Consider the following 26582-nt stretch of genomic DNA (forward strand, 5'->3'; position numbering starts at 1 on the left):
TTGCTTAATCATTATTTTTCATATAGGTTTAGGACTCATGAGCCGGAATCGAATAAAACACTCTCCCTCGATATCCAGTTTTGATGATACAACTGTTAACAAAGTATCTGCCACAATAAAATTATCTGATCCCTCCTCGATTAGCCATACACCTTGTTTAACAGATATAACCTGATTGCTTGACCACGACAACTGGGTGAAAAAAAGCTGTGTGTTGGCGTAGTTACATACAAATCCCCTTAGGAGGTGATTTATGTGCTGAAAGCTTCAATTGGGTTGATGCGATGCCATCCAAAGCCGAATATAATTCCTTTGCTGGAATGTCTTCGATACGAATATGTTTGGTTTTGTGAGTGTAATGGGAGTCTAAACACAGACCGCTATTTTGGTTCCAGAAAAATATCTTATCTAATCCAACCAGTGTATCAATCTGATGGCATAATGTTAAGCTGTCTTTAAATTCTCTTAAACGATAAGCTAAAATATAGAATGGTATTGGCTTGTCAGTGCCTTCAGATAAAATGATATTTTCCATTTCACTATAAGTAACTGAAACGGTGGAGTTCGGAGCAATTTTATGAATAATATCTTCAGGAAATAATCCAGTCATCTCCTTCCATTCATCACGATCCCTAATCATATCAGCAATGATAAGAAGATTGTCATCATATCGATCAGTTTTACTCCAGAATGAAGCCTTGGATATTCTGTTCATTAAATTTTTAAAAAAATTGCAAAAAAGCTCATCAATACAATCTTTGTTTGCGGCTAATCTCCTCCTGGTTAAACTAATATCCATATCTGTTAATATCCAAATTGCTTTTGACATATCATGTTCTTTTTCGCTTTCTAGTAATTGTCGTAAATGTCTAAACATGACCTTGTATTGATTCGATCCATTACGCCAGCAATGATAATAATCATGGGTTCTTGCTGCAAATAGGCTCATCTGAAGACCGTGTACCTTGGGTATGGGTTTTAAATCTGGATGTGGCGCTTCTATAGGGCGAGATTGTCTGCGTAGATTGTATCCTTTAGGATTCTCATCCATCTGGCGTATGCGACGAATAGGAATTTGTCCCGCATTATTCACAATTTTGGTTGCATGTTCGATACCATGCATGGCGATTTGAAGTTTATTCAGCACGGAAGAAGGCGTGATAATCATGCAGAGCAAAGGGCTGTGAGGATTGTTTTCATCGTAATTAGGATTAATTGCTATAAATGGAAATGATTCTTTAGTTCTCATGGCTATAATAAAAGCCATAACGCTATTTGATTCAATGCGATTTAATTTAGAAAACTCAGGAAATAAACGCTTATTATCACAAATAAACGAATAGATGCGTTTTTTTGCATCAGCATCATTAGTTTTTATTAACATATCAACCGCATAGTATAGTTCCGCTTTTTGTTTTAATTCATTTTCCTTAATGAGATTAAAAATCAATAAAATGATTGGAAGCAAGACGCTTTGGTTATTGATTTGAAAGTTTATAACCCAATATAAAAGTATGCTAAGAAACATGTTTGTTTCGTTAGCTTGAAATTTTTTTAGAAATTGTTTTATAACGGGGCCAAAATAAGGCCTAGATCGGATATCAACTATTTGATATGGATCTAATAAGGTTTCGAAAAAATTAAATTCGAAAGCACGCGGTAGATCAATGCTAAAGTAGCATCGTTGATTTTCCGATACTTTTTGTAAGCGATTTTTAAAATCAAGAATTTTTTCTTTAGTCGCATAGGGAATGGATTCTGGATGATATGGTCCTTTGCCATCAAAAAATTGATGTTGTTTAATGCTTGAACCATCTTTTTTAAATAACTCACAAGCCATAAACATATCAAGCGCAGTACCTAACTCACTCTCATTTATTTTTTCTTTGCGAAATGCTTTGTAAATATCTCTGACAAAATCCTCATCAAGAAAATCTAATTCAGACCATCGACCTTCATTAATTAATGTTGCATATTCATTCGCCTTGGAGCCAAAAGCTTCTTTCATAAAACCCATATTTAGTGGCCCAGTCAGTGTTTCTGTGTATTTACGAGTAGATGATTTACCAGTTTTACAAGTGAATGATTTACTTTTTTTGAGACGCCATGCTCTTTGCAGCACTCTAGCAGCCTGCTCTTCATAAGCATTTCCAACGACCAACCAAAAGTGAGGGTTAGCCTGGGCCTTAGCTACAGTCACTATTTTATATCTTTCATCTTTTTTACGGAAAAATGAAAATGCAGATACTTTTTTCTCTTTACGTGATTCTGCAGCAAAGAGTGGAATAAGCTCAGGCTCAGGCGTTGGCTCTTTCTGAGTCAATTTACTATTCTGATTGGTCAAATTTTTAGCGGCAGAATGCTCTTTCTCACGCAGCTTCTTCCTTCTTTTTGGATTTTTTCTTTGCATATATTAATATCTATAGATAGTGTCTTATGGAGTTTCGACAGACAGAGTAAATTTGTCGCATCTGTTTCTGATTTTTGATTTCATATATTCTGCAGTAATTATTTGGGGGATGCTACTGATCCGTTTACTGAAGCAACTCTTCTTTGTTTTTTGGAAAACCATTTAATATTATCTTTGATAACAGACATCGATTACAACAATCAAATGTTCCTAATTGAACCAAATTCAAAATTTCATGCTCGTTTTAGCTTAAACTATGTAGCTTATTAAATGTTTAGTCGAGCATAGAGAAATGAATATTATTGAGCCATTGATATTAGGGATGGTTTTGAGTGCTGACTCGTTTTCAGCTGCGGTAGCAATGGGACTTCGGCCTCATAAATTTAGCGACTCTTTTAGATTCGCTCTTGTATCAGGTGGTGCGGAGTTTATTGCCACATTTATCGGGGTTGTAGCCGGTGACACTATTATTTCACGTTTTAGTTCAATAGATCATTGGATTGCTTTTTTACTATTATTTGTTGTTGCTATCCATATGGCCTATGAAGGTGTTAAAGAGTGGAGAAATAGAAATGGTGGTACCAAACCGCTTGAGTTTCATGGTTTTTTCAAACTCTTAGTGGTTGCTATCGCAACAAGCTTGGATGCTTTAGCTGTTGGAGTGAGTCTAGGAATTGCTAATAAACCGTTATTACCTTACTTGGTCTCAATTGGTGGCTGGGCTTTTGGCTCAACGATAGTTGGCATGGCGATAGCAAGAAAAATACCCGAACATTTATCTGCGATTTTTAATGTAATTGGGGCGCTTATTCTTTTTATTCTTTCCATTCATATGTTGAAAATATAAGTTTCTTTTAACTTTACAGAAATAATTACCAATTCAAACTTCAGTGAGCGGTTTGCAACAGTTCTTTTATGTAGGTGGATGCATCTTAAGATGGATTAGGCTTCTTACTCTAAGTTAAGTTTGCTCACAGTATCTATAATCTGGCTTCCTCTTTTATGCTATTAGCCATGCAAAACCAACCCCCTACGAGATGGATAGGAATAAGACAACTACTTTTTTGTTTGTAACGCTTATATCTTTTGGCTTGTTCATGAAAGCTTTTGCAGTTAAGAAAATTTCATCTGATGAAATCAAACAAGAAATTTCTGAGATGTATCAAAAGGATAAGGGGAACAGATGGAAAGCTAATGTTCTCAAACGAGAAAATTTTCTTAAGAACTCGATTAGTATTTACGCCTAGACATCTGAGATAAGCAGTATATTTTTTTCCTCATACTATAATAAAATGATGGATAGGATATCTTTTTAGGGGATCTGTCATGGGTGCTAAAAAAAATTACAAAATGCTCCGGATTGCTTTGGTCATTATTGGACTAGTTTTTATCTTCGCGGTGTACCCATTAACTCTTTTATGGCCTTCAGGCTGGGCATGGCATCTAGTTGGGCAAAATGTTTATTTACAAATGATTGTAGGAATTTATGCAACCTTGGGTGTTTTTTTAATCCTAGCAGCTAAGAATCCAATTCAGTATTTGAGTTTAATCTGGTTTACTGTTTGGTCTAGTATTGTGCATGGCGGCATTATGGCCATCCAAGCATTCTATTACCCACAGCATTTTGCTCATTTATATGGTGATGTGCCTGCTTTATTTATTATCGCAATTGTCTTGGCTATTTTAACCCCCCGCCGCCGCAATACTCGATAATATCTGTTAACAGCGGGAATAATTGCATGTACAATAATAATACATTTTTTATTAGCTTACTTTCATGAAAATAGAGCAACTACTGGAAACGGCAACAAGAGCTGCCCAAAAAACAATTATTGGTTCCTCAAATTACTGGCCTGATGTAGAGGAAAATGAATATATTCCAGAGTTTCTAAAGAGGTATTTCTCTCATCACCGCGAAAAAGGAACTCGCTCTGCTTTATGGTCAACCACAGCTTTTATTAAAAAAAAACCAAAACGGTCAGAAAAAGTTTCTTATGAGGCTAAAAATATTAAAATTGAATTTAATCACAACTGGGTATTTTTTGATCGCAGCTCCTCAGGGGAATTTGCATTAAGAGATGATTTCGATGCATTACCCCGAGATGAAAGAAACCTAAAAAAATTTATCCTTTTGGCTGCTGCTGGACGCACAATTCGTTATGGAAATTGTAGTGTAATTAATGCTTATATTGCGTGGGTATTGTGGGATATGGTGTTTAATTCTAAATCCACCTCTAATCCAATAGTTAAAATTGAGATTGTTAGCCACAAAAAATTTGATCATGAGATTGTAGTGATTAATAGACCTTTAGACTCAAAATTAAAAGATCCATCCACCTGGGGAAAAGACTGTTGGATAGTTGATGGATGGAGAGGGGCGACTAAAGCGCAGTCAGAAAGCCCTAAAACTGCTTATTACCCTGCGACTGAGTTACATCAACGAATGACGGAACTTAATATATTAGCAACCAAGCAGCCCCGAAAGTTTGCAGTAAGACTATCACATGAGATTAATCCGGCAGAAGAACCTCCATCGAAGTTTATTGAAAGAATAGATTTTCATCCTTTAGTGACTGAGGAGGATGAAAAACGCTTAAGAAATAATCAGAGCTTTCTCCCACAAAAAAGACCTTATCTTAGTTTGGTAGGAGATAATCGATTTTTCTTAAACAATCATAAGGAAAAGTTTCAACGTGTATTGAGGGATATAAAAAATAAGAACTCAGAGGTAGATAAGCATCAAAAGAATTTAATTGAAGAACAAGAAATCGTCGATGCGATAAAAACCCCCGCCTTTGATTCGGACAAGGAAGAAAATAAAGAAACCCTTAGGGTACAGATCTAGTCTTGATCGTTGGGCCATCCATTAATTTTTATATCAAGATGGCTTAATAACGAAATAACTTCTGGAAATGAAAATCTTGCTTTTGTTATTGTATTCAATTGAGTATCAATACAATAATTCATCGCATCAGTGAAATCAGCATGTTTTAGGTTCGTATGCATGAACAAACTGTTTTGTAAGTCACTGCCTGTAAAGCTCGCATGATTTAAATTAGCTTCTCTAAAATCAACATCGGTTGCTTTACAATTTTCAATAATTAAGTCTGCAAGTTCTAAGCCGAAAAAACTCGAATGACTTAAATTACTGCTGTAAAAATAGAGCGGACTTGCAAGCTTTACTAAGGGCCAGCTCAATTCTGTCCAATTTATTCCTGAGAGTTTAGAGTTTTTAAAAGAAACTTCCGAAAATTTACATCCTGGAAATTTTGAGAGGGATAAATCACAGGATTCAAAATCACAGTCAGTAAATTTAACTTTGTTAAAATTAACCTCTATGAATTTGCATTCTTTGAATTGGCAGTTATGAAATTCAATAAAGTCAATTTTTTTATCTTCAAGCACAAGCTTAGTAAAGGTTTGATTAGTATAGGCATTAAGATCAAACATTGGCATAACTCCCCTCTTTTAGCTTATAGGTAGCTATTATTTAACTAAGGCGGTTTTATCGCAACAACTGAATCTTTTATTTGATAATTTTATCTATATGCTGAGTAGTTTAAATGCAAACAACAGCCATTTGTGTATGATTTAACCTTTTCTAAGGAAGGATTACTATGCGTCAACTCACAAAAAAATCGGTTATTATTAAAGAAAGACATAAACCTAGGGCTGAAGATCAGATTCGTCGTGCTACCCAAATCAAGCCTAAACCCATTCGGCCGGTCAAACATGGACGCAAACTTAATTCTGCAGCCCCTAATCTGCAAAAAAAATCACAAAATAGAAAACGGCCGCCCAAAGGTTTTTATGGTTTGGGCCTAAGATTTGTCAATAAATTAACGCCAAAGCAATGGATGGCTTTGTTTTTTTTAATGAGTATTAGTGCTGCTTATGCTACTAAGGTAAGCGAGTCACTCCCTCAATCAAAAACTGTAAAAAATGATCCTAAAATACTTATCGACAGTCCTCCAGATGATAGAGAAGATTGTGAAGAAAGCAGCTTAGCAATCTTCAATAAACCCGATATTCGTTTAGGTGCTAAAGAGGGGAAATTGATTCCAGCTTCTTGCTTAGATGGTGATCAGATTACTTGTCTAACCGATCAAAAATTAATGTCATCCTTTGTGGTAGATGTTCCAAAAATGAATGCCGTTTATGCGCAAATTCTAAAGAAAAATGCAGAATGGCGAGCATCTGTTGAATCTACTTTGAAAAAAATATCAGCTAGGATAAGTTCTGCAGAAATAAAAGATATTTTTCACTTATGGATTAGGGAGGTTTCTGTCTTCAAGAGTGCCTATCATTCTGTTCAATCAGCCTATAACGCTGGCGGCGGAACCTGTGATAATCATAAGGATCTGTCACTCATAAAAATTTTTAGTCAGGCTATAAAATTTGGCCTCGAAGTGAAAGTCCAAGTCGTCATTGTTTACACCAATGAAACACAGACATCTTTCAAGACTAATATTAGGAATGAACACCCGCTTAATGGGCATACATATTTATTAATTAACAGTGAAATTGAGGATGTCATTATTAAAAATGATAGAGCTGCTGTAGCCAAGTATCTTGACCTTGCTCGCACAAAATCAGGTAGATTTCATGATACTTGGAACAAGAATTGTCGCAAAATCAGTGAAGATAAAAGTGGTTTTTATCAGGATGCAGCTCATTGGGATACTATTTATATTCAATCAGTTACTTTAGACTTTGAAAGCTTGAAAAAATTACCTGTTGTTGCTCAACGTTTTCTTTGTCAAGAATTAGCTAGTGCAGGATTGCCAGTGGAATTTAATCAATCCTGTTGTTTCTTTACACAAAAAGGTCAAAGCTATCGCGAACAAAACCCTAATCTTCAAACACAACAAGGTTTAGTTTTATAAAAAACGCCCTTTCGATGCTTCTAACTAGCAATTGCTACCCTCAACCTACCCTCAACGATGAGGATATGGCATTAATTACATTGCGGTACATAATCGTATGCCTCAGGATCCTGTGCTACGAGTACCGGGTACTCATCAAGTAAAAAATCTATACCACTTTCTATCTCTTTTATCTGTTTGTCGAACAAATTGCGGCCATCTACGTAAAGACTATAGGTAGCAGCCAAGAGTACTGCAGTAGATACAATTGTCATGCACGCTGCCACCAGAGCAATCCCCAAAGGACTTGTTAACATAGCGGCACTAAAAAAAACAACACCAAGAACAGCTACTGTGGTGAGAAAAAAGTTAGTGAACATGAATAAAGCAGAAACTAATTTTCTACCCTGTTCACTACTAAGCTCCACTTTTAATAAATTAAGACGCTCCCTTATTTCCTGAGGATTTACCGCTTTAGCTGAAAGTGTAGCGCTTATTGCTTCTTGTATAAGGTCTTGTAAAGGACCAATATTTGAAGAATTTGTCGAAACACCACTTAATTGATGAAAGCTGGCAGCCATGTCTATAGCATGACGTTTTAATTTCAATAATGCCTTATATTTATGATTATTGCCTTCTATCATCCCACGTGTTAGCAGCGTTTCTTCAATAAGCGCTTCGTAACTCGTTGAAGAAAAACGAGGAATTTGAAGTCTTGTGAAAAAGAACATGCTAATTTAGCCTGACGAGTGAAAAGGATGGATGCTAATCAAATTTCCATCATTCGTCAACTGCATAAAACCTAGATCAGAGCTTGAGATTTTTTTTTGAAACTTGCTCATAAAATAACGGTAATCTTCTCTTAAGTTATGCACAGTATAATATACCTAGGATTCGTGTTTTAGGACAGTAATGGCATTTCATATCTTACCAAGAATTACATTAAATAGTAACTTGGATGACATAAATAGTTCAATTCAAAAAGAGCATTCTTCTTGGATAAATAAGCACGCGCCATCCACTATCAATCATGAGAAAATAGAGGGAATGCAATATGACATTCTTTATAATCCAGAGTTATGGTCTGGAACACGTTTTTTTGAAATAAATATTGATGTCAATACTGATAAAAAATCAAAAAATAAAAACAATGCTTTTGATGAAATTTTCAAGTTAATTAGAGCAGCTAAAAAAAATTATTCTAATCAGAATAATGAAATAAAAGAAATAGAAGAATTTGAGAAAAAATATAAAAAATTCTTTAATATCCTAAAAGAGCGTTGTTTATTACAAGCTATTCATAAAACACTAGAAAGTATTGATGGGCCAGATCTTGAGGTTATTAAAAAAGAGTTTCGCGAAACTTTAAACTATTCCTCACTACTAAACATGCAAACACGTGTCGATTGTTTGCAAGCTCATCGTAGGGTAACTTTGCTTTGTTATACTTTTAGAGCTCAAGCAAAGGAAAATCCTAAAGCATCGGAACAAATTAAGCAACTTGAAGTTCTCTCTAAACGCCTCGTCGACATTCATTATGTTAATGCGAAAAAATTAAGTCTTATCGATGCCATTGCAAAAGATGTAACTACAGTGACTTCGTCTATAGGATTGATAACGGGTATAATCGCAGCGATCTTGGCTCTTCTCTCCTTTGCTTTTCCCCCTTTGGCCATAGCCGCAGGAATCTTAGGATTCATCAGCTTTGTTTCCTATACTTCAACGATTATCTCTATAATAAAAATGATCCATGAAGCTGGCGAATATGGGCGAGGCCCTAATCCAAGTGATGTAAAATGGCTAATAACTGATATTTTATTGGCCCCTTTAAACATCGTTGGTGGACTAATTTTTGCAAAATTCGCTGATCTCTTTCATTCAGAGCACGTGCGAATGATTGTTGATACCGTTGGATTCGTTTGGAACAGTATTTTAAGTAATTTTGTGCCTGACGCAATAGAAACAAAGGAATTGGCTGTCGGCCTATTAGAAGTTGGTTCCTCTTGCACGTCCGAAGGCCAGCTTAAAAGTACAAGAACAGCTACTTCTTGGAAAAAAATGGCTAGTGCTTTAGCACTGCATGATCAAGAAGCCTCTGACAAAATTATCGTAGCTAAACAATCCATCAGCCTAATTAATGCAGTCCAGGGTTCCACTGCAAAAAGTGGACGCGATTTTGCCTATGTCAGGCTTGCTAATGATAAAGCACCAACTGATTTACCAATAACGAAAAGTTACCATGGCCATATTCTTTTATGGGATCTTGGTTTTATAGGCCTAGGGACTTCCGATTTAGCACAGAACATAATCGATGCCGTAGAAGCCTATAAAAAATTAAAGCCAGATTGCTCAGTTGAACAAAGATTATCTGAATTAGTTTCAATTAAATTTCATTGTAATGCTTACATAGAAGCCTATAAGACTGTTGATTTCTCAAAAGGCCGTTTTGACTATGTTAAAAAACTTTTTGTACATGTAAACAAAGAAATAGATAATTTAAATAATTTAGGCTCCATCAATAATGATGAATCAGTTGTTTTGGTTGGCTTCAAATCGCGATAAATGTCAAAATATGGATGATTCTATCTGTCTTCTTCCTTCTAGGATGACAACAAATCAAACCTAGTGATTAAATTTCAGCAATAAATCCATTGACTTGCATCTGCCATAATTTATAGAAATGCCCCATTTTATCTCCCAGTAGCTGATTCAATGAACCATCCTCGACAATCCTACCATTGACAAAAACAAGAATTCTATCCATCTCTTTTAAGGTAGACAAACGGTGAGCAATGACTAGCACTGTTTTCTTGCTCATTACTTCATGCAAGGCTTGGTGAATTTCGTCTTCTGTTTTAGAGTCTAATGATGAAGTCGCTTCATCCAACAGTAAAATCGGTGCATTTTTTAAAAAAGCTCGGGCAATAGCAATGCGCTGTTTTTGTCCACCAGAAAGCTTGACTCCGCGCTCTCCAACCATCGACTCATATTTTTGGGGTAAATCCATAATAAAATCATGGCAATGGGCTTTTATGGCTGCCTCGATAATTTCTTCATTGCTGGCATCAACACGAGCAAAGCGGATGTTATCCATAATTGTTCGATGAAATAGCTCAGGCTCTTGTGGGATAGTTGCAATTTGTGCTCTTAACGAGCCTTGGCTAACCTTTTTTATATCCTGATTATCAATAAATATATAGCCTTGTTGTATATCCAACAGGCGTAAAATTAACTTGATAAAAGTAGATTTTCCCCCACCCGAGTAACCAACCAGACCAACTTTTTCACCGGGTTTGATAGTAACGCTCATATTTTTAAATAAATTGACTCTATTTTCATAGTGAAAGGACACCTCTTGAAACCTAATTTCTCCTTGATGGATATTGAGTGCTGTGGCGTCTGGAAGGTCTTCAATCTCATGAGGCTGCCTTATAATACTTAATGCCTGATTGCAGGTCCCTACTACTTTAGAATAACGCTGCATCTGTTTTCCCATGTCGTGCACACCCCAAGTAAAGGAAACTGACAACATCAGAACTAAAGCAAAATCCCCTGCGCTTACCCATCCTTTTTGCAAGCCCATAATAAGCATTAGCAGCATAGCTCCAATAAGGATCGAGGCACCAATACCTTGAAGAAGATTAATTTTCAAATTAAACCAAGAGAGTTTGCGGTCGCTAGCAACGACCTTATCTAATATGCCGTCAATAGTAGAAATTTCATGTTGTACATTGTTAAACAGTTTGACACTCATAACATTGGAAACGCTATCAGAAACAGAGCCAGATAATTTGGAAATATTTTCTGAAAAACTTCTTGAGTAATTTTCTGCTTTTTTAGCAGCAAAGTAAGAAAGTAATACAAAAATAATAGCCCAAACAAACAAAATAATACCAAAGATGGGATGAACCACTACAAAGAGAGTTCCACTGGCAATCAAAGCCGCAAATACCCTTGGGTAAAACCATTCATTTGGTATAGTCACTAAAGGCTCGATATTTTCCATCAAATCCGTAATTTTTTTTGTTAAAGCACCAGAAAAATTATTGTGAAAAAAGGTATAGGAATGATGAAGCAAATACTGTAGCAAATCTTTCTCAATTGTTGCACGAAGATAAGGATACAACTGTAAATTAACATAGTCGTAGAAACGAAAATTTAGATTAACTATCAGGCTCATCGCAGCATAGAAAACTGCTGGTAAAATGATGGAGTGAAGTAATTGCGCTTGATTATGAGAATATTGAACAACATTATCGACAATAACTTTTAATAAATAAGGAGTTAAAGACATATCAATTGCCCATATTAAGGCAACCAAAACAAATCCAAGTAGATAGCGTTTCTTAGTTCTGAGATAATACCAGATAAAATTGGGCAATGAATGCGCAAATTCTGTTGAATTATTAGAAGTCACATAATGCTCCAATAGCTAAATGTGGCCCATCATAGCATTATATTAACTTATTATAATTGCGAATTAATTTAAAAAATGTAGCAAAGCCGTATTTGCCAAATTGCTTTAGTCGGTGCCTTCCTTGACCTCGAGCTACTTTACCACTCTGCCATCCGCTTAAAAAGGCAGGGACAAGCACAGCTGCTAATAAATAGGGGTTACGGCCAATTAATTGAGCGAAGTAATATCTATGTTTGATTTCATTTTTTTTAGCAGATTTAACTTTCGTCTCTAATTTGGCTATTGACTTCAATAGCTCTTTCCGTTGACTCATTTTCATTCCCTTTCTCTGAGGTTCTTAAGCAATTTCTTGTACGCGCAAAACTCATTTCCTGTAACCGCTGTTTCATATCGCGAACGAGATAAAGAGCTAGTGCTAAATTTAACACCAATATAGTAATAATAGCAGTTAGAGGTTGTTTGCTGAGAAGAATGATGACATAGCCAATTAAAATCATTAAGGTCAGCCAAACGGTAATTGCCAGCGCTAGCAGGACAATAAGGCCAACAAGAAAGGGTAAAAGATTTAATCCGGCAAGTTTAGCTTCCAACTTAAACAGAGCATAAAGTCCTTTTGAATACTCTGCTTTATTAGAAAAAAAACCTTTTACATGCTCGAAAAATTTCATTACTTTTTCAACAAAGAGGATAAAATAAAGCCAATGCCGCCGGCGATTAATAAAGAGGTTAAAGGTTTTTCCTTCACATGTTTAACCAAATTATCAGTATATTCTTTCAGACAATCTTGCGCATCACAAACAGCCTGCTTTCCTTCTTCATACAATTCGTTGGCTTTGTCTTTAGCGTGTTTATACTTGGCATCAACCTGTTCGATGCCCTCTTCTAGGGATTGTTTTACTTTATCCTCTTCTGAATTTAATTTTGGTGTATTTGATTTACTCACAATTGACTCCTTGAAAATGATATAAAGCTGAATTATTTAATATAGTCTAAAAAATAAGTTTCTTTGCCCAAAAACTCAAGGTGGGATGTTGAAAATATTTTAATTCTTATCACGTAGGTTGGCCAGTCCCAACCTACGTGAATTTCGTTATATTACAACTATTTCACTTAATTCTTATGAAACTGCTCACGCTCCGTGCTTCCTCTTAAAGCCGTAGTTGAAGATTCACCTTGCATAATAGTATTCTGCACTGCATCAAAATAACCAGTTCCAACAAAAGCTTGGTGTTTAGTCGCTCTAAAACCTTGAGCTTCTTGAGCCATTTCTTTCTGCTGCATGCGAGAATAAGCAAGCATTCCTTCTTCCCGATACGATTTAGCAATTTCAAACATGCCCAAGTTAAGACTATGCCAGCCTGCCAAGGTTATGAATTGATATCTATAACCCATCTCAAATAGCTGTTCTCTAAAGGTTTTTAAATCATGCTCTTTAAGATTTGCTTGCCAGTTGAAAGACGGCGAGCAATTGTAGCAAAGTATCTTTTTAGGGAATTCTTGATGAATTGCTTCAGCAAATTGACGGGCTTGTTCAATATTTGGCTTTGAAGTTTCACACCAAATCATATCAGCGTAAGGCGCATAAGCTAAACCGCGGCTTATTGCCTGCTCAATACCGCTTCTTACATAATAAAAGCCTTCCGCTGAACGCTCACCTGTCAAAAAGACACGATCCCTTTCATCAAAATCGCTGGTTATTAAGGTTGCAGAATCTGCATCGGTTCTGCCGATAATCAGCGTAGAGACGCCACAAACATCTGCTGCTAAACGAGCAGCTATTAATTTGTTAATCGCTTCTGAGGTAGGAATTAGAACTTTTCCACCCATATGTCCACATTTTTTTGCTGAAGACAGTTGATCTTCAAAATGAACTGCCGAAGCCCCTGCTCTAATCATATGTTTCATGAGTTCAAAAGCGTTTAAATTGCCACCAAAGCCTGCTTCAGCATCGGCAACAATAGGTGCATACCATTTTGTAGAACGATCGCCCTCTAAACCATAAATTTCGTCGGTGCGCTGGAGAGCATTATTAATCGCTTCTACTAATTTAGGAACAGAGTCAACAGGATATAAACTTTGGTCAGGATACATCTGTCCTGCCGAGTTGTGATCGCCTGCCACTTGCCATCCTGAGCAATAAATTGCTTTAAGGCCTGCTTGTACTGCTTGTACAGCTTGGTTACCCGTCAGGCAGCCTAAGGCGGTTATCGGTTCATTTTCTTGTAACATAGACCATAGTTTTTCAGCGCCATGCTTCGCGATGCTGTATTCGATTTTTAGCGAAGGTCTTAATCTTATAACCTCTTCGGCACTATAAGGACGCTGAATTCCTTCCCAGCGAAGATTTGATTTCCAATCTTTATTTAGTTGATTCGCTTGTTCTTGCTGGTTCATAGTATTGTTTCCTTTGTTTATTAACTAACATGGAGTACGCAGGCAGAGTTAAAAACTCATCAAAATCGTCTTTAGTGATCATACCTATAAACAACTGATAGGCATTTTCTAATTCTATCTCTTCTGAGATTTTAGCGAATTGAGATTTAATTTTTGCTAATTCTTCTGCTGCCATATGGTTAAATAGGCTGTTATCGAACTTTCTACCATCATCGAGCGCGGCGGCAAATTTTAGCCACTGCCATAGTTGCGAGCGGCAAATTTCGGCAGTTGCAGCATCTTCCATTAAGTTATTTATTGGTACGCAGCCATTCCCTGTAAGCCATGAATATAAATATTGGATTCCTACGCTAATATTATTTCTGATGCCTTTTTCAGTTATTTTTCCGTCTGGAACACGTAACAGATCCGCTTGTGTAATCTTATACTGAGGCAAAGCTCTATCTATTTGATTAGCATTGGGCATAAATTCATCAAAAGCCTCAAGTGCAATTCCTATCAACCCCGGATGAGCAACCCAAGTACCATCTTGCCCCGCATTTGCTTCCCTTTTTTTATCCGCGAACACCTTTTCCATGGCCTCTCTATTGGCTTTCTCATCACTTTTGATAGGAATTTGTGCAGCCATGCCTCCCATCGCATGAATACCCCTGCGATGACAGGTTGCCGTCAAAAGGCGAACATAGGACTGAAGAAAATGCCTTGTCATAGTGATTTCTTGGCGATCAGGCAAGACAAATTCAGCATGATTTCTGAATTTTTTAATAAAACTGAAAATATAATCCCAGCGACCACAATTTAATCCCGCTGAATGGTCTTTTAATTCAAACAGTATTTCATCCATTTCAAATGCGGCGTTAATTGTTTCTATTAATACTGTCGCGCGGATTGTTCCTTGAGGAATCTTAACTAATTCTTGTGCGCGTATGAAGACCTCGTTCCACAATCTAGCCTCTAAATGGGATTCCATTTTTGGAAGATAAAAATAAGGACCGCTGCCCTGTTTTATTAATTTTTTTGCATTGTGGAAGAAAAACAAGCTGAAATCAAAAATTGAGGCCGATACAGGTTGACCATTAACAAGCACATGAGCTTCAGACAGATGCCAACCACGTGGCCTTACCATAAGGGTTGCTATTTTATCATTAAGCTTATATTCCTTATTATTTTCAGGATTGCGATAAGAGATTGTCTTATCAACAGCATCGCAAAGATTAATTTGTCCTTGAATGCAATTATCCCAAGTGGGCGAATTAGAATCTTCAAAATCTGCCATGAAAACTTTTGCGCCACTGTTTAGGGCATTAATAATCATTTTACGATCAACGGGGCCAGTTATTTCAACGCGTCGATCAACTAAGTCATGAGGAATTTTGGCAACTTGCCAATCCGCCTTGCGGACCTGCTCTGTTTCTTTGAGAAAATTCGGATAAATGCCTTGATCAAATTCCTTTTGTTTTTCTTGCCTTAACTTAAGAAGCTCCATGCGCCTATCACCAAACTCAAGCTCAAGTGTTACAAAAAAACTCAATGCCTCTGGTGTCAATATTTTGGCATAGTCATCATTTATTTGTCCTATTATTGACAGGTCTTCTTTGCTCATTTGCTTCGCCTTATTAATCTGATTGTTATCATTATTAAATTAAAAATTGATTATTAGCAATGAATTAAATTAGGCAAAAAATATGCCATAAACTTTGGTTTTCAACCTAAAAAAAGGCAATATTTTGACAAATTTGTATTTTTTTGACGTAATAAATCCTAATAATCTTTGTTAAATTCTAAGTTCAATCTATGGTCTAAAGCATGATATAAATTCGCTTGATCTTGAATTTTAGTCAGGACTGCAACAGCTTCTTTATGTCGTTCACGTATTATTTGCCCTGCTTCAATCCAATAATTAATGTCTCTTTCTCTCTGTCTTTTCCAAGTCAGATTATAGATTTCTGCCATTACTGTATTGCTATAAAAATTTTTGGCAATTTGATCAATAATGTTAACTTGACGATTGAGTTCTTCAGGTATGGGTACAATACCCAGTGAAATTGACTCGGTTAAACATTGATCACCCGCAACGCCGCAGAGATCAGAGAGGCGCATAAGATCAAGTGTTAAGATCTGAGGGAACCTTTCTCTAATAAATACTTTAAATTTTCTTCCATCTCCCTCTGACTCGTCTAGCAAAATATTCTGATAAGGATTTTCAGAACTTTCGTTATAAAAAAACAAACTGCTATATCCTAGTTTCTTCAAAACAGCTTTGAAGCTATTGTCAGTTAACTGATCTAAAATATAGGGATATTTTTGATGCGAAGCGCTTATGAAATAGTTTGCCTTTTCTTTAGCATTACTTGCTGCAAAGATTACGGCAGCTCTTTTGTAACTTATTGAAAGATTATAATAAGCAAAAGCAAAGCCATTTTTTTCAATAAATTGATCGCGATCACTAATTTCTTTGCCACAAACTTGTCTTTGCAATAATGAATCACTCATCCTAGAAAGAATGTTAGTTTTTTTAATGCTTTTTATGATTGTATCCAGACGTGAAAATTGCTGTAAATCAGGTTCAATGAGTATTCCTGGATAATTCTTACCAATATTACCACTTAAAGAAATAATGGGTGGTTTATAAGGAGAGCTTTCGTAATTACCGTATTCACCGATAAATATTTTAGTATGAGGAGTGAGTGAATTGTTGCGATTTAGTGAATTGTCAAAAATTGCTGTTTCAATTTCTAATTTTACTTCTTCAAAAAAATTTTTCGGTAACTTCCACAACTCTTTTTTGTCATAAAATTCTAGATTAGGATGTAGCTTGGTATTTAAAAATTCGGGAGCAATTTCTTTTATTTTGGTGAAGGCGTTTTGATCTCCTATAATGCTTACAGAAGCTTGAGGATACTTTCGATGTAAAAACTTGGTAATTTTAATACACAGGCTTATATCTCCATAACCATTTTGCTCGACCAAGTGTATGATAATAGGCCCTAAAAAATCTGTTTGTTTTTCTAATACATCGTTGAATTTAATCATTCATTGAAAAAACATCTACTTTTAAATAATTGTAGACTGTTTTTATAAAGGTCAGTATGTGTTATTATTTGCTTATTGTTTTTATTAGGAAAGATAAAATGCCTGCTTCTTTCTCTTCATTCTCAATAAACAAAAAAGAAGCATTTACTACGCAAAAGGAAATCTTGGAAAAATATGGTGTAGCTATTAATGATCAAGGTGAGCTTGTAGGAATGTGTCGACCCATGACCAATGCTTACCTCAACCTTATTTTAAAGGGAGAAAAACCTAAAAAATACCTAGCTGATGCTAGAAGATTTTTAGCAGACTCAATCGAAAGAGAAAATCGAGACTTGGAGGCATCGAAATTAGGTGAGACTGATATTGAGCATGCTGCTTTTAAAGAAAATAATATTCCACACACCGACCTTACAATCCCTAAAGTCCATTTAACCGAAGCAACTGTCACTGGTTTACTAGAAAAAAACAAACATCTTTTAATTACCTATCCACAGGAAAAAGCTGCTCACGAGATTTATTTAGGCAGAGTTAGAGACAGCCGTTGCCGTTTTTTTGATGCCAATATCAGAGGCGGCGAAAAAAAGGGGCAATGTGCTGAGTTAATTCATCAAGTAGTTGAAGCAATGAAATCTCAGTATGCCAAGGAAGATAAACCTTTCGGTGTTGGTATGGGGTGATTAGAAACTGAGCAGCCCCTGGTTTTTTAGAGTAAATTTGAGTTAGTTTTTCTAAATTTATCAACCAATTACTCATACAGAGATGAAAACAGCTTGAATGGATAACAAGAACCGGATTTATATCTGCCCCTACTTAAAGCAATCAATCCTAAAGTTAAATATTTTGCCTTTTTTAGCTAACTTAATACTGCATTAATGTTTGTTGGTTATTATTTAAGCATATATAACCAATAACGAGGGTAGATACGATGCCAAATCCAACGGAGAATAAAAAGTCTTCAACTCAGCAAAAACCTGTCCCAGGGCTTTGGGAAGCAACTTACAATGTCATAGTAGCGGCATTTAAATCAGAAGTAACTCATAATTATGTGTACCAATTCCCACAACGAAAAACTTTGCATGAAAAATCACCACCCCATGTTCAAGCAGTTAATCAACATCTCGATAGAGAAGGAATTGATTTGGAGCAAGAACATATTGAACATTTTGAACGAGGTTCAAAGATTGATGAGCATGAAGTCAGCGGCCACTTACAGAAATTAAGGAAATGGGGAAAAACAATAAAAAACGAAAGAAAAATTGCCGATTCCTTTGCCAAAGAAGCTAAAGAAGAAGCCAAGAAAGGCTATGAAGCTGATCAAACAAAAATTACCTACGCAAAAGCAGGATGGATAGCCCATACTTTATTTGGCGCAGTAAAAGCGGCTACAAATCCCTATGTAGCACATGAGGATGTATTAGACGCCGGAAGTACAATTGATTATCATTTGGGCTACACCCAAGATAAAAAGTCTCAGATGTAGAATTCTTAATCCTCACAAAATAATTGTGAGGATTCCCTTGACTACTCCAGCAATAAAAAGCTAAGCAACTAGCTCGGAAAAGCTCACAATTAAGTGAAAATTAAGATCAAGGCAACAGCTTATTGGTAATTGTTTGTGACATTGCCATAATGGTTTCAACATTCATCCCTATTTTTTTAGAGTTATGTAGACCCTGTATTTCTTGCCATACTATATCAGACCGAATGGACTCTAAAAAATCATGACCCTGCCAAGTAAGACGAATTAAATGAAACCCATGAGGAGAACCACCGGGCGTTTTATGTATTTTTCCCTGGAGCAATCTGGCCTCCTCTAATATTTCTAAGTGATAAGAGACTTCATTATGTTGATCGACAGGAAAATTGTCTAAGGTAAGAAGAGCATTTGGTTCCAATTTTTCGACTTGCAAAAGAATCGTTCTAATTAGATCCCAGTTTCGTTTCATAAGATCTTAATTAACAAGCAACATATCTTTATTATAAATCAAAAAAATATAAAAAGTTTATTGAATTTATAATTAACTAGCCCTTAATTTCTGAACAGAAATGGGGGGGCTAGTAGCAATTTACTTAGGATGAGATCCTATCAATACGAGTGATTTAAGGCAGAGTTGATTATAAAAAACCATGAGGGAATATTCTAAATTTTCTACTATTTTCGGGTTTCATAACCTGATTGCAGGCAACCAGGTTATAATCTGACTAAACAAGACTACTATTAAAATCCATGCGGTGACATTTTTTCTGTAAAATTTTAGTATTACCTGGATGTGACTCTCTAAGTACAAAGATAGCTACAAGCAAACTTACAAAATAACAGGCTGGTAAAATGAATAATGCATAATTGTAACTTTGTACAGGATAGACCGGTACATCGTTAACAATAGTCCATCCGCTGCTATGATGAAGAAAAACCCCTACTAGCGGCTGAAAAATGGCACCACCCAACAATACGGCGAGATTATTGAATCCTGAAGCAGTACCAACTAATTCAGGTGGGTTGTTATCTTTTACTACTGCAAAACTTACTGTTTGACCACCAGCACCAAAACCAAACATAAATAATACGAGATACATCCAATTAATCGGAACATTCGGTAAATACAGAAGAATAAGTGTTGAAACCAATCCAAAAATTGAACTAATACTTAAAGCTAAACGCCGGCTGTAAAAACGGTCGCTGACCCAACCCAACAAAGGACTGCCTACGCCAATACCTAACCAAATCATTGAGCAAAGCCCAGAAGCAACAAGAACAGATATTTGATATTTTTGCTGTAAATAGGGAACACCCCATAGCGCTGCAAAAACGGCGATTGGTGTCCAAATGGTAAATGCATAAGCACCTATTATCCAGGTGTAAGAACGGTGACAAACACTTAACAACCGATGCCACTCTTCTTTAAACTGGCGCTGTGGACGTTCTTGAGTGGGCTGATGAGGATAATCTCTTATCACAAACCAAATGAGCGCGGCTAAAGCTAAGCCAATAAAGGCCAAAATAAAACTTGCATAACGCCATCCGACCACATCGATTAACTTCGCAAGCGGCATTTCACCAAACATTGCACCGACTGAACTCATTAGCTGAGCAATACCTGCAAGAAAAGCAAACTGTTGTGGCGGAAACCAGCGTGATACCAATACCAATACACCAATAAAAGAGAAAGCTGAAGCCATACCAATCAGAAAACGGCCTAGAGCAGCAGTAAATAAACTATTTGTCGAGGCAAAAAAGAATGAGCCTACTGCACAGGTGATTAAGGCAAAAGTCATTAATTTTCGGGGACCATAGCGATCAAAAAGAAGACCGGCTGGCAGTTGCATGGGAGCATAGGCATAAAAATAAAAGGCCGATACAATACCAAAGCCTGCTGCACTGACCTGAAAGCTTTTCATCATTGAGTCAGCCATGACACTAGGCGCCACTTGCAATACGAACTCGTACAGATAAAAAGTAGCGGACAATAAGAAAACAACATAAGCACTGAGTTTGCTAGGTTGTTGATTATTTAATGTTTGTGTATTCAAGGAAGTTCTTAATTTGTGAAAAACAACATTACACCCTAAGCGAATTTGATTTGTCAATGCCCCCCGGATAGATTGCCCCTAATATTGCAATTTGCTTCGCTCCAGTAATTTGCCCCATATCAAGCGGAATCTTATTTAAAGTTTTTTCAGCCAGCCAAGCAAACATTAGCGCTTCAATCAAATCCGGATTGATATTAATTGCATCTGTACTTTTTACATGAATTTCTGGAAGCAACTTCGCCAAGGAATTTAGCAAAGCTACATTATGAGCGCCGCCACCACAAATAAAAATTTGCTTAGGCGCTAGAGATTCTTTTTTTATTCCCTGCGCAATGGTAGTTGCCGTTAATTCCAGCAAGGTTGCCTGTATATCTATTGCAGCATATTCAGCATCTAAATAAGTCTCCAGCCAGGCAAGAGAAAAATATTCCTTCCCAATGCTCTTGGGTGGTTCTCGCTTAAAATAAGGATCAGCAAGCATTTTATTTAATAGGGGCTCGATAACTTTTCCTTTTGATGCCCAAGCCCCCGCTTCGTCATAATCAGGGCCAAGGTTTTTTTGGATCCATGCATCCATTAAACAGTTGCCCGGACCTAAATCATAACCACTGACCTTTACCTCATCAGGCATATAAGTCACATTGGCAATACCGCCGATATTGACAATTGCGAGTGGAAAGTTTTGTCCTTTAAAAAGCGCTTGATGATAGATTGGGGCAAAAGGAGCCCCCTGCCCGCCAACAACTAAGTCACGAGTTCTAAAATCCGCAACAACCGTTATTCCCGTTAGTTCAGCAATAGTATGAGCACAACCTAGTTGGATTGTGTAGGGAATATCTGCATTTGCATCGTGACAGAGAGTCTGACCATGGCTACCAATGGCTTGGATCGTCTCTCGTGAAATCTGAACTTTGTCCATAAGTTCAATTGCTGCGCTAGCAAACTCTCTTCCCAAAAGGGTATTTAATTGGCTATAGGCCCTTAAACTAGTTAATTCTCCGTTTAATACCGCGTTAAGATAAGATTTTGCTTCTGCGCTGTAAGGGCGGGTAAGGCCAGTGATGAACTGATTAGCCGACAAATCTACCAGCGCAGCGTCGATTCCATCCATACTTGTTCCTGACATTAATCCTATAAATAATTTTTTATTATTTGCGGTGCTCATCAATGATCCTATTCTTTTTATTTTTTTCTCAAAAACTATTTATGCACTTTAAAACAGCGATAGAAATTTTCTGTCGTTTGTCTCGCAATCTCTTCATAACTAGTCTGACGTAATTGACTCAAAGCAACAGCAACGTATTTAACAAGCGCTGGATGATTTTGTTTTCCTCGAAAAGGAACTGGCGCTAAATAAGGAGAATCGGTTTCAATTAACAGCCGATCTTTGGGAATTTTCTTAGCCACTTCATGTAAAGCAGTAGCATTTTTAAATGACACAATTCCTGATAAGGAAATATAGAAATTCAAATCCAATGCACGTTTTGCAATAGCCCAATCCTCAGCAAAACAGTGCATGACACCTCCAACCTCTTTAGCGTTTTCTTCTTCCATAAGACGCAGAGTATCTTCAGCAGCTTGACGTGTATGTATAATAAGGGGCTTTGACGTTGCCAGCGATGCTTGAATATGGGCACGAAAACGCTGTCTTTGATGCTCTTGAGCTGCTTCTGTTTCTGTACGATAGTAATCAAGCCCCGTCTCACCAATAGCAATACAGTCAGGATGCTTAGCTAAATCCACTAGTGTTGATGCCGATGGTTCCTTATCAATGTCGCTGTTTGGATGTAAACCCACCGAAATGCTGATCTCAGGATGACTGTCAGCAAGTTGGCAAAGCACTGGATAGTCGCCAAGTTCTACACAGACAGAAAGAAAATGTTCAACGCCATTCTCTTTAGCCTTAAGCAATACCTTTTCTAGGTCATTATCAAACTCAGCTAAATCAATAAAATTCAGATGGCAATGCGAATCTACTAGCATAACATTACATTCAATTGATAGGATTAAGAAGATTTTAGCATGTAGCCTAGAGTTGGCAAAATTAAGCCTTGAGCAAATCTTAATTTTATAAGCTAAAGTTAATTAATAACGTCATCCTAATGATAATATATCTCATCCCAAGCAGAAGGGATGGGTATAAAATTGAACAACAATAAACTAATTTTCAAGGAAGGAGATATCATGACTGCGCAACGTTTTGATGCGATTGTTATAGGCACTGGCCAGTCTGGCCCTTCTCTTGCCGTACAACTTGCGGGTACTGGATTAAAAGTTGCCATCATAGAACGAAACAAATTTGGTGGCACTTGCGTCAATACTGGCTGTATTCCTACTAAAGTTTTAGTCGCTAGCGCGGAAGTTGCTCATCTTGCTCACAAAGCTGCAGAGTTCGGTATTGAAATCGATGGACCTATCAAAACAAATTGGAAAAACGTTAAAGCACGTAAAGATGCCATTGTTCATAAGGCCTCTCAAGGTGTTGAGCAATGGTTGCGAAATACACCCAATATTACTGTGTTTAACGGTCAAGCAAAATTTGTCAATAATTACACCGTTGCTGTGAATAATCAGCATTTGACGGCTGATAAAATTTTTATCAACGTTGGGGCCCGTGCTTTTGTGCCGCCTATCAAGGGTATTGATAAAATTGATTACCTCACAAACTCTTCTATCTTAGATTTGGAAACAGTCCCCGAACATTTAATTGTTCTCGGTGGAAGCTATATTGGCCTCGAGTTCGCCCAAGCATTTCGCTTTTTTGGTTCCAAAGTAACTGTTATCGAAAAAATGCCTCGACTTATTCCTCGCGAGGATGAAGACGTTTCTGATACCGTCTTAAAAATTATGAAAGATGCCAACATTGATGTTCATTTAAACACAACTTGCTTTGAATGCAGCCAATCAGGACAAACGCTTCATGTTCATATTGGTGATGAAAGCAATAAATCAGTCATCAAAGGAACTCATGTACTAGTCGCTATTGGCCGCATACCCAATACGGATGACTTAGGTTTGGAAAACACAGATATTAAATTAAACGAACGTGGGATGGTTGTAGTGGATGATTCTCTTGCAACTTCCGTCGCTAATATCTGGGCAATCGGTGAATGCAATGGAAAGGGTGCATTCACTCATACTTCTTATAATGATTATCAAATTGTTGCGGATAATCTGTTAAATCATACTCAACGTAAAGTGACCGATAGAATTACAGCTTATGCGCTCTATATCGATCCACCTTTAGGTCGCTGTGGTATGACAGAAGCTGAAATTCGTAAGGCCGGTTATAAGGCCCTCGTTGCGAAAAGACCCATGACACAAGTCAAACGAGCCGTTTTTAAAGGTGAGACAACTGGTTTTATCAAAATATTAGTCGACGCTGATAGTAAAAAAATCTTAGGTGCGGCAATTTTAGGGGTCGGTGGCGATGAAATTATCCACTCTATTTTGGATGTGATGTATGCGGATAAACCTTATACCTTGATTAGGGACGCTGTCCATATACACCCTACTGTTTCAGAGCTAATTCCTACGACTTTAGAGCAATTGTTGCCTTTGGATGAATCTTAAATCCTTCAGGTTATTAATTTTTAGCTCTCCTGTCTACTAACCGTGGCTTATCTGCGGTATCCAGGTGATCTTTTTTATACTAAGATCTCCGGATCCCCCGAACAAGTCGCGGGACGCGTCGACAAAGCTGTTAAAGGGGGTAAATACTAATTCCCCAAATCACAAGCCCCCAACCCGTTTGAACTCCAATGAGCATTAATCGAACGGACATTCATACAATCTTGATCAACACATAAGTTAGTTGCAGGATTAATCTGGCAAACATTCGCAAAATCACCATCGCTAATAGAAATTGCAATAGCCTTGGTTCCCCGAGGCAAGGTAGTAAACCCCTCTCGTTGATCAATGATCGAAGCAACAATCCAATTGGTCTGTGAGCCATCTAAATTGTAACGCAAAATTAATCGTCTAATTGGGCCTAATTCCCCTGCTGAAAAATTGACGGTTACTTGCATGGGCAATGCGTCATTAATCGTCTGAACCGTTCTATCTAAAATATCTACTTTTTGCGGTATCGGATAGTTTTCGCCCGCTAACTTTCCCCTGTATTGAAAAGGATTAAAATTAAAATTATTCATGATGACCCAGGCATTAGCATTAATACTGGCAATTGTGTTGGCATTCCAATCAAAAGGAATGGGAAAACGCTTACTTGCGTAGAGATAGGCTTGTCCAATAGCAGGGGGAACGGTAATAAAAAATTCGCTTGGTGTGGCATCAACAAAATTAGAATCAAGATAACGATCATTACGCAAATGAGAAAAATTAAGTTCTAAACTAGCGAGATCATCCTCTAAATCCCTGACATTAATATCCGAATTTCTATAAAAATCGATTAAAGAACGCAAGGCATTAATCGCTGCAGCGGTTTGTGCTGCCGCCATCACACTTTCAGGTTGGGCACCCACATTATTGTTTAAACTAAAGCCTAACCCCCATAATTCAGCATTATTAAAAAAACCACCATTATTGCGGACAGTTTGCCATATTTTTAGGGCTGTTCCTGTGCCAAACCAATTGTCGATTGTTTCAGGGCCTAAAGCCGAAATAGCCCATAGATTAGTACTGACAGCTGCAAAACTAGCACGGAATGAGGTGGTATTAGGTTGCCAATCATTGACTGCCGAGGGAGTCAAGGCAATGCCACGGGTAAGAAAAATACCATTTTCCACATCAAAGCTGCCATTAAAAAGAAAACTCAACAAGCCTAGAGTGTGAAAGCCATTAATCGTCCGTCCGCCATATAACATGATATTGATGCTAGCAATTGCTTGACTTACTTCCACAGTTTGTATTGTTTTTTGCAAAATAGCCTTTAATATTTGCAATCCTGCTAACACTTCAAAATTATCCTCGATTAAAATTTCCCCTTGTTGCAGTGGTATTTGGATACCTTCTGTACCCAAGGGCGCGAAATAGAATGCACCAATCCCAGTTTGCATAAATCCAAAAGGAATTAGACTATTTATTGCATTTTGGAGAGCTAAGGAAGTAAGCGGAATTCTACCGTTATTAAGTATTAATTCCGCTTGTAATGGGCCGATGAGTTGAGCCCAAGCATTTTTGCCGGTTAAAGGCCTGAAATCAGACCAAGTGGTAATAAAATTAAAAAAAGCGGGAAAATGATGCGTTGGATCGGCAATAGTCGCATCTAAGAGATTAAAATCTCGAGCAATAAAACCTTGGAATCGGCTATTAAAAAAAGGATCTATATTAAAAAAATTGTTTGGTAACCAGCGAAAGCTGAACGCAAAATTGGGATTAAAAATCGGCGTTTTATTGCCATAAAGAAAGGCAAGCCCTATTGCACGATTAATTGGATTAATAACGTAGAGTAATTCGTTCAAGATTAAAAGCTTGGCTCTCGCGAGGTCTAAAAAACCATTTTTTGCCGCCAAAGCGAGTGCAATTTGCCAAGTAGCACCATGGTAAATATCAGTAGCATATTTTACGGTTGTCCGTTCAATTTGTGCCTGAGCTTGTAGCCACTCCAGTTCTGTCCCGTCCATGGGTGCTAAGCCTCGACCTAAAATAGCAAAAGGGTTATAGAGTGTATCAACTACGGTACAACTGTCATCCGGCGTACAAATAAAATCACCAAAGTAAGCAGCAATCTCTTCTTGAGTACCTATATAAAAACTAAGTGGAATAAGTTGAAGCTCATCGGTGGTAATTAATATTTTATTGGAGACAATAAAGTTCACAAGCTGCTTGATGTCATTATTGTTATTGTTTTCTGACAAGCAACAACTGCTAAACAATAAGCTGCTGGCAGCGCAAAGTATTTTCCATTTCTTCATTTAATAGTCTCACTCGATCCACTTTCATTTGAGCTATTAATTGATATTCAAAAAACAGA

The 26582-nt window shown here is 37.1% G+C and carries 23 protein-coding genes; 8 read left to right on the forward strand and 15 right to left on the reverse strand.

The genetic code is table 11. The features are described 5' to 3' along the window. Nucleotides 1–223: 223 nt before the first annotated feature. Entirely contained in the window at nt 224–2410 is a 2187-nt protein-coding gene (locus tag Lnau_RS06575; protein WP_058504339.1) for a hypothetical protein, read from the reverse strand. A 292-nt stretch (nt 2411–2702) separates the two neighbouring features. Between Lnau_RS06575 and Lnau_RS06580 the strand changes: the two genes are divergently transcribed. The 3 genes from Lnau_RS06580 to Lnau_RS06590 all read left to right on the forward strand — a co-directional run bounded on the left by Lnau_RS06580 (nt 2703) and on the right by Lnau_RS06590 (nt 5255). Beyond that, a complete protein-coding gene (locus Lnau_RS06580) occupies nt 2703–3257 on the forward strand; it encodes a manganese efflux pump MntP (RefSeq protein ID WP_058504340.1) in 555 nt (184 codons plus the stop codon). A 479-nt stretch (nt 3258–3736) separates the two neighbouring features. After that, nucleotides 3737–4123, forward strand: a complete 387-nt coding sequence (locus Lnau_RS06585; protein ID WP_058504341.1) for a DUF6632 domain-containing protein — start codon at nt 3737–3739, stop codon at nt 4121–4123. Nucleotides 4124–4187: 64 nt separating this feature from the next. Then, nucleotides 4188–5255, forward strand: a complete 1068-nt coding sequence (locus Lnau_RS06590) for a hypothetical protein (protein WP_058504342.1) — start codon at nt 4188–4190, stop codon at nt 5253–5255. Here the strand turns inward: Lnau_RS06590 and Lnau_RS06595 are convergent. Next, nucleotides 5252–5860, reverse strand: coding sequence for a pentapeptide repeat-containing protein (locus Lnau_RS06595; RefSeq protein WP_238585924.1), 609 nt, complete (start codon nt 5858–5860; stop codon nt 5252–5254). The genes Lnau_RS06590 and Lnau_RS06595 overlap by 4 nt on opposite strands. Nucleotides 5861–6027: 167 nt before the next feature. Here Lnau_RS06595 and Lnau_RS06600 point away from each other — a divergent pair, with 167 nt between their 5' ends. Next, nucleotides 6028–7296, forward strand: a complete 1269-nt coding sequence (locus tag Lnau_RS06600) for a hypothetical protein (protein WP_058504344.1) — start codon at nt 6028–6030, stop codon at nt 7294–7296. 71 nt (nt 7297–7367) lie between these two features. Here the strand turns inward: Lnau_RS06600 and Lnau_RS06605 are convergent, their stop codons facing one another. Beyond that, a complete protein-coding gene (locus Lnau_RS06605) occupies nt 7368–8006 on the reverse strand; it encodes a phage holin family protein (RefSeq protein ID WP_058504345.1) in 639 nt (212 codons plus the stop codon). Nucleotides 8007–8187: 181 nt separating this feature from the next. On the opposite strand from Lnau_RS06605, the gene Lnau_RS06610 reads away from it, so the two are divergent. Continuing rightward, a complete protein-coding gene (locus Lnau_RS06610) occupies nt 8188–9837 on the forward strand; it encodes a sulfite exporter TauE/SafE family protein (RefSeq protein ID WP_058504346.1) in 1650 nt (549 codons plus the stop codon). A gap of 67 nt (nt 9838–9904) precedes the next feature. On the opposite strand, the gene Lnau_RS06615 is transcribed toward Lnau_RS06610, so the two are convergent. The 7 genes from Lnau_RS06615 to Lnau_RS06645 form a co-directional block, all read right to left on the reverse strand. Then, nucleotides 9905–11692, reverse strand: a complete 1788-nt coding sequence (locus Lnau_RS06615; RefSeq protein ID WP_065240254.1) for an ABC transporter ATP-binding protein — start codon at nt 11690–11692, stop codon at nt 9905–9907. A 37-nt stretch (nt 11693–11729) separates the two neighbouring features. After that, nucleotides 11730–12005 carry a hypothetical protein gene (locus Lnau_RS06620; protein ID WP_157070638.1) on the reverse strand — a complete coding sequence of 92 codons (276 nt, stop codon included), beginning with the start codon at nt 12003–12005 and terminating at the stop codon, nt 11730–11732. Further along, the gene (locus tag Lnau_RS06625; protein WP_058504348.1) at nt 11950–12360 is read right to left on the reverse strand and encodes a hypothetical protein; all 411 of its coding nucleotides are present in this window, start codon (nt 12358–12360) and stop codon (nt 11950–11952) included. Before Lnau_RS06625 ends, Lnau_RS06620 begins: the two co-directional genes overlap by 56 nt. Continuing rightward, nucleotides 12360–12635 (reverse strand): ElaB/YgaM/YqjD family protein, encoded by a 276-nt coding sequence (locus Lnau_RS06630; RefSeq protein ID WP_058504349.1) that lies wholly within the window; start codon nt 12633–12635, stop codon nt 12360–12362. The genes Lnau_RS06625 and Lnau_RS06630 overlap by 1 nt, the downstream gene beginning before the upstream one ends. Before the next feature lie 167 nt (nt 12636–12802). Further along, nucleotides 12803–14086 (reverse strand): isocitrate lyase, encoded by a 1284-nt coding sequence (gene aceA / locus Lnau_RS06635; protein ID WP_058504350.1) that lies wholly within the window; start codon nt 14084–14086, stop codon nt 12803–12805. Then, nucleotides 14052–15689, reverse strand: coding sequence for a malate synthase A (gene aceB, locus Lnau_RS06640; RefSeq protein WP_058504351.1), 1638 nt, complete (start codon nt 15687–15689; stop codon nt 14052–14054). Before aceB ends, aceA begins: the two co-directional genes overlap by 35 nt. 158 nt (nt 15690–15847) lie before the next feature. Beyond that, nucleotides 15848–17119 carry a hypothetical protein gene (locus tag Lnau_RS06645; RefSeq protein ID WP_058504352.1) on the reverse strand — a complete coding sequence of 424 codons (1272 nt, stop codon included), beginning with the start codon at nt 17117–17119 and terminating at the stop codon, nt 15848–15850. Between the two features lie 98 nt (nt 17120–17217). On the opposite strand from Lnau_RS06645, the gene Lnau_RS06650 reads away from it, so the two are divergent. Both Lnau_RS06650 and Lnau_RS06655 read left to right on the forward strand, forming a co-directional pair. Next, nucleotides 17218–17796: a hypothetical protein gene (locus tag Lnau_RS06650; protein ID WP_058504353.1), complete on the forward strand. Its 579-nt coding sequence runs from the start codon at nt 17218–17220 to the stop codon at nt 17794–17796. 248 nt (nt 17797–18044) lie between these two features. Continuing rightward, nucleotides 18045–18599, forward strand: a complete 555-nt coding sequence (locus Lnau_RS06655) for a hypothetical protein (RefSeq protein ID WP_058504354.1) — start codon at nt 18045–18047, stop codon at nt 18597–18599. Between the two features lie 106 nt (nt 18600–18705). On the opposite strand, the gene Lnau_RS06660 is transcribed toward Lnau_RS06655, so the two are convergent. From Lnau_RS06660 to Lnau_RS06675, 4 genes are all read right to left on the reverse strand, one after another. Then, nucleotides 18706–19065, reverse strand: a complete 360-nt coding sequence (locus Lnau_RS06660) for a DUF2513 domain-containing protein (RefSeq protein ID WP_058504355.1) — start codon at nt 19063–19065, stop codon at nt 18706–18708. Nucleotides 19066–19321: 256 nt separating this feature from the next. After that, nucleotides 19322–20650 (reverse strand): MFS transporter, encoded by a 1329-nt coding sequence (locus Lnau_RS06665; RefSeq protein WP_058504834.1) that lies wholly within the window; start codon nt 20648–20650, stop codon nt 19322–19324. Nucleotides 20651–20678: 28 nt separating this feature from the next. After that, a complete protein-coding gene (locus Lnau_RS06670) occupies nt 20679–21815 on the reverse strand; it encodes an anhydro-N-acetylmuramic acid kinase (RefSeq protein ID WP_058504356.1) in 1137 nt (378 codons plus the stop codon). A gap of 35 nt (nt 21816–21850) precedes the next feature. After that, on the reverse strand, nt 21851–22633 hold the full coding sequence (locus Lnau_RS06675) for a TatD family hydrolase (protein ID WP_058504357.1): 783 nt from the start codon (nt 22631–22633) through the stop codon (nt 21851–21853). Between the two features lie 201 nt (nt 22634–22834). On the opposite strand from Lnau_RS06675, the gene Lnau_RS06680 reads away from it, so the two are divergent. Beyond that, nucleotides 22835–24223: an FAD-containing oxidoreductase gene (locus tag Lnau_RS06680; protein WP_058504358.1), complete on the forward strand. Its 1389-nt coding sequence runs from the start codon at nt 22835–22837 to the stop codon at nt 24221–24223. Between the two features lie 146 nt (nt 24224–24369). Here the strand turns inward: Lnau_RS06680 and Lnau_RS06685 are convergent, their stop codons facing one another. After that, nucleotides 24370–26523, reverse strand: coding sequence for a hypothetical protein (locus Lnau_RS06685; RefSeq protein ID WP_058504359.1), 2154 nt, complete (start codon nt 26521–26523; stop codon nt 24370–24372). Nucleotides 26524–26582: the final 59 nt, after the last annotated feature.

Origin of the sequence: Legionella nautarum (assembly GCF_001467895.1) — a bacterium.
Classification (GTDB): Bacteria; Pseudomonadota; Gammaproteobacteria; order Legionellales; family Legionellaceae; genus Tatlockia; species Tatlockia nautarum.

What these genes read in the sequence shown, in the direction of transcription:
- Lnau_RS06575 (WP_058504339.1), bottom strand. Translation starts at nt 2,410, where the DNA reads ATGCAAAGAAAAAATCCAAAAAGAAGGAAGAAGCTGCGTGAGAAAGAG.
- Lnau_RS06580 (WP_058504340.1), top strand. Translation starts at nt 2,703, where the DNA reads ATGAATATTATTGAGCCATTGATATTAGGGATGGTTTTGAGTGCTGAC.
- Lnau_RS06585 (WP_058504341.1), top strand. Translation starts at nt 3,737, where the DNA reads ATGGGTGCTAAAAAAAATTACAAAATGCTCCGGATTGCTTTGGTCATT.
- Lnau_RS06590 (WP_058504342.1), top strand. Translation starts at nt 4,188, where the DNA reads ATGAAAATAGAGCAACTACTGGAAACGGCAACAAGAGCTGCCCAAAAA.
- Lnau_RS06595 (WP_238585924.1), bottom strand. Translation starts at nt 5,860, where the DNA reads ATGTTTGATCTTAATGCCTATACTAATCAAACCTTTACTAAGCTTGTG.
- Lnau_RS06600 (WP_058504344.1), top strand. Translation starts at nt 6,028, where the DNA reads ATGCGTCAACTCACAAAAAAATCGGTTATTATTAAAGAAAGACATAAA.
- Lnau_RS06605 (WP_058504345.1), bottom strand. Translation starts at nt 8,006, where the DNA reads ATGTTCTTTTTCACAAGACTTCAAATTCCTCGTTTTTCTTCAACGAGT.
- Lnau_RS06610 (WP_058504346.1), top strand. Translation starts at nt 8,188, where the DNA reads ATGGCATTTCATATCTTACCAAGAATTACATTAAATAGTAACTTGGAT.
- Lnau_RS06620 (WP_157070638.1), bottom strand. Translation starts at nt 12,005, where the DNA reads ATGAGTCAACGGAAAGAGCTATTGAAGTCAATAGCCAAATTAGAGACG.
- Lnau_RS06625 (WP_058504348.1), bottom strand. Translation starts at nt 12,360, where the DNA reads ATGAAATTTTTCGAGCATGTAAAAGGTTTTTTTTCTAATAAAGCAGAG.
- aceA (WP_058504350.1), bottom strand. Translation starts at nt 14,086, where the DNA reads ATGAACCAGCAAGAACAAGCGAATCAACTAAATAAAGATTGGAAATCA.
- aceB (WP_058504351.1), bottom strand. Translation starts at nt 15,689, where the DNA reads ATGAGCAAAGAAGACCTGTCAATAATAGGACAAATAAATGATGACTAT.
- Lnau_RS06645 (WP_058504352.1), bottom strand. Translation starts at nt 17,119, where the DNA reads ATGATTAAATTCAACGATGTATTAGAAAAACAAACAGATTTTTTAGGG.
- Lnau_RS06650 (WP_058504353.1), top strand. Translation starts at nt 17,218, where the DNA reads ATGCCTGCTTCTTTCTCTTCATTCTCAATAAACAAAAAAGAAGCATTT.
- Lnau_RS06655 (WP_058504354.1), top strand. Translation starts at nt 18,045, where the DNA reads ATGCCAAATCCAACGGAGAATAAAAAGTCTTCAACTCAGCAAAAACCT.
- Lnau_RS06660 (WP_058504355.1), bottom strand. Translation starts at nt 19,065, where the DNA reads ATGAAACGAAACTGGGATCTAATTAGAACGATTCTTTTGCAAGTCGAA.
- Lnau_RS06670 (WP_058504356.1), bottom strand. Translation starts at nt 21,815, where the DNA reads ATGAGCACCGCAAATAATAAAAAATTATTTATAGGATTAATGTCAGGA.
- Lnau_RS06675 (WP_058504357.1), bottom strand. Translation starts at nt 22,633, where the DNA reads ATGCTAGTAGATTCGCATTGCCATCTGAATTTTATTGATTTAGCTGAG.
- Lnau_RS06680 (WP_058504358.1), top strand. Translation starts at nt 22,835, where the DNA reads ATGACTGCGCAACGTTTTGATGCGATTGTTATAGGCACTGGCCAGTCT.
- Lnau_RS06685 (WP_058504359.1), bottom strand. Translation starts at nt 26,523, where the DNA reads ATGAAGAAATGGAAAATACTTTGCGCTGCCAGCAGCTTATTGTTTAGC.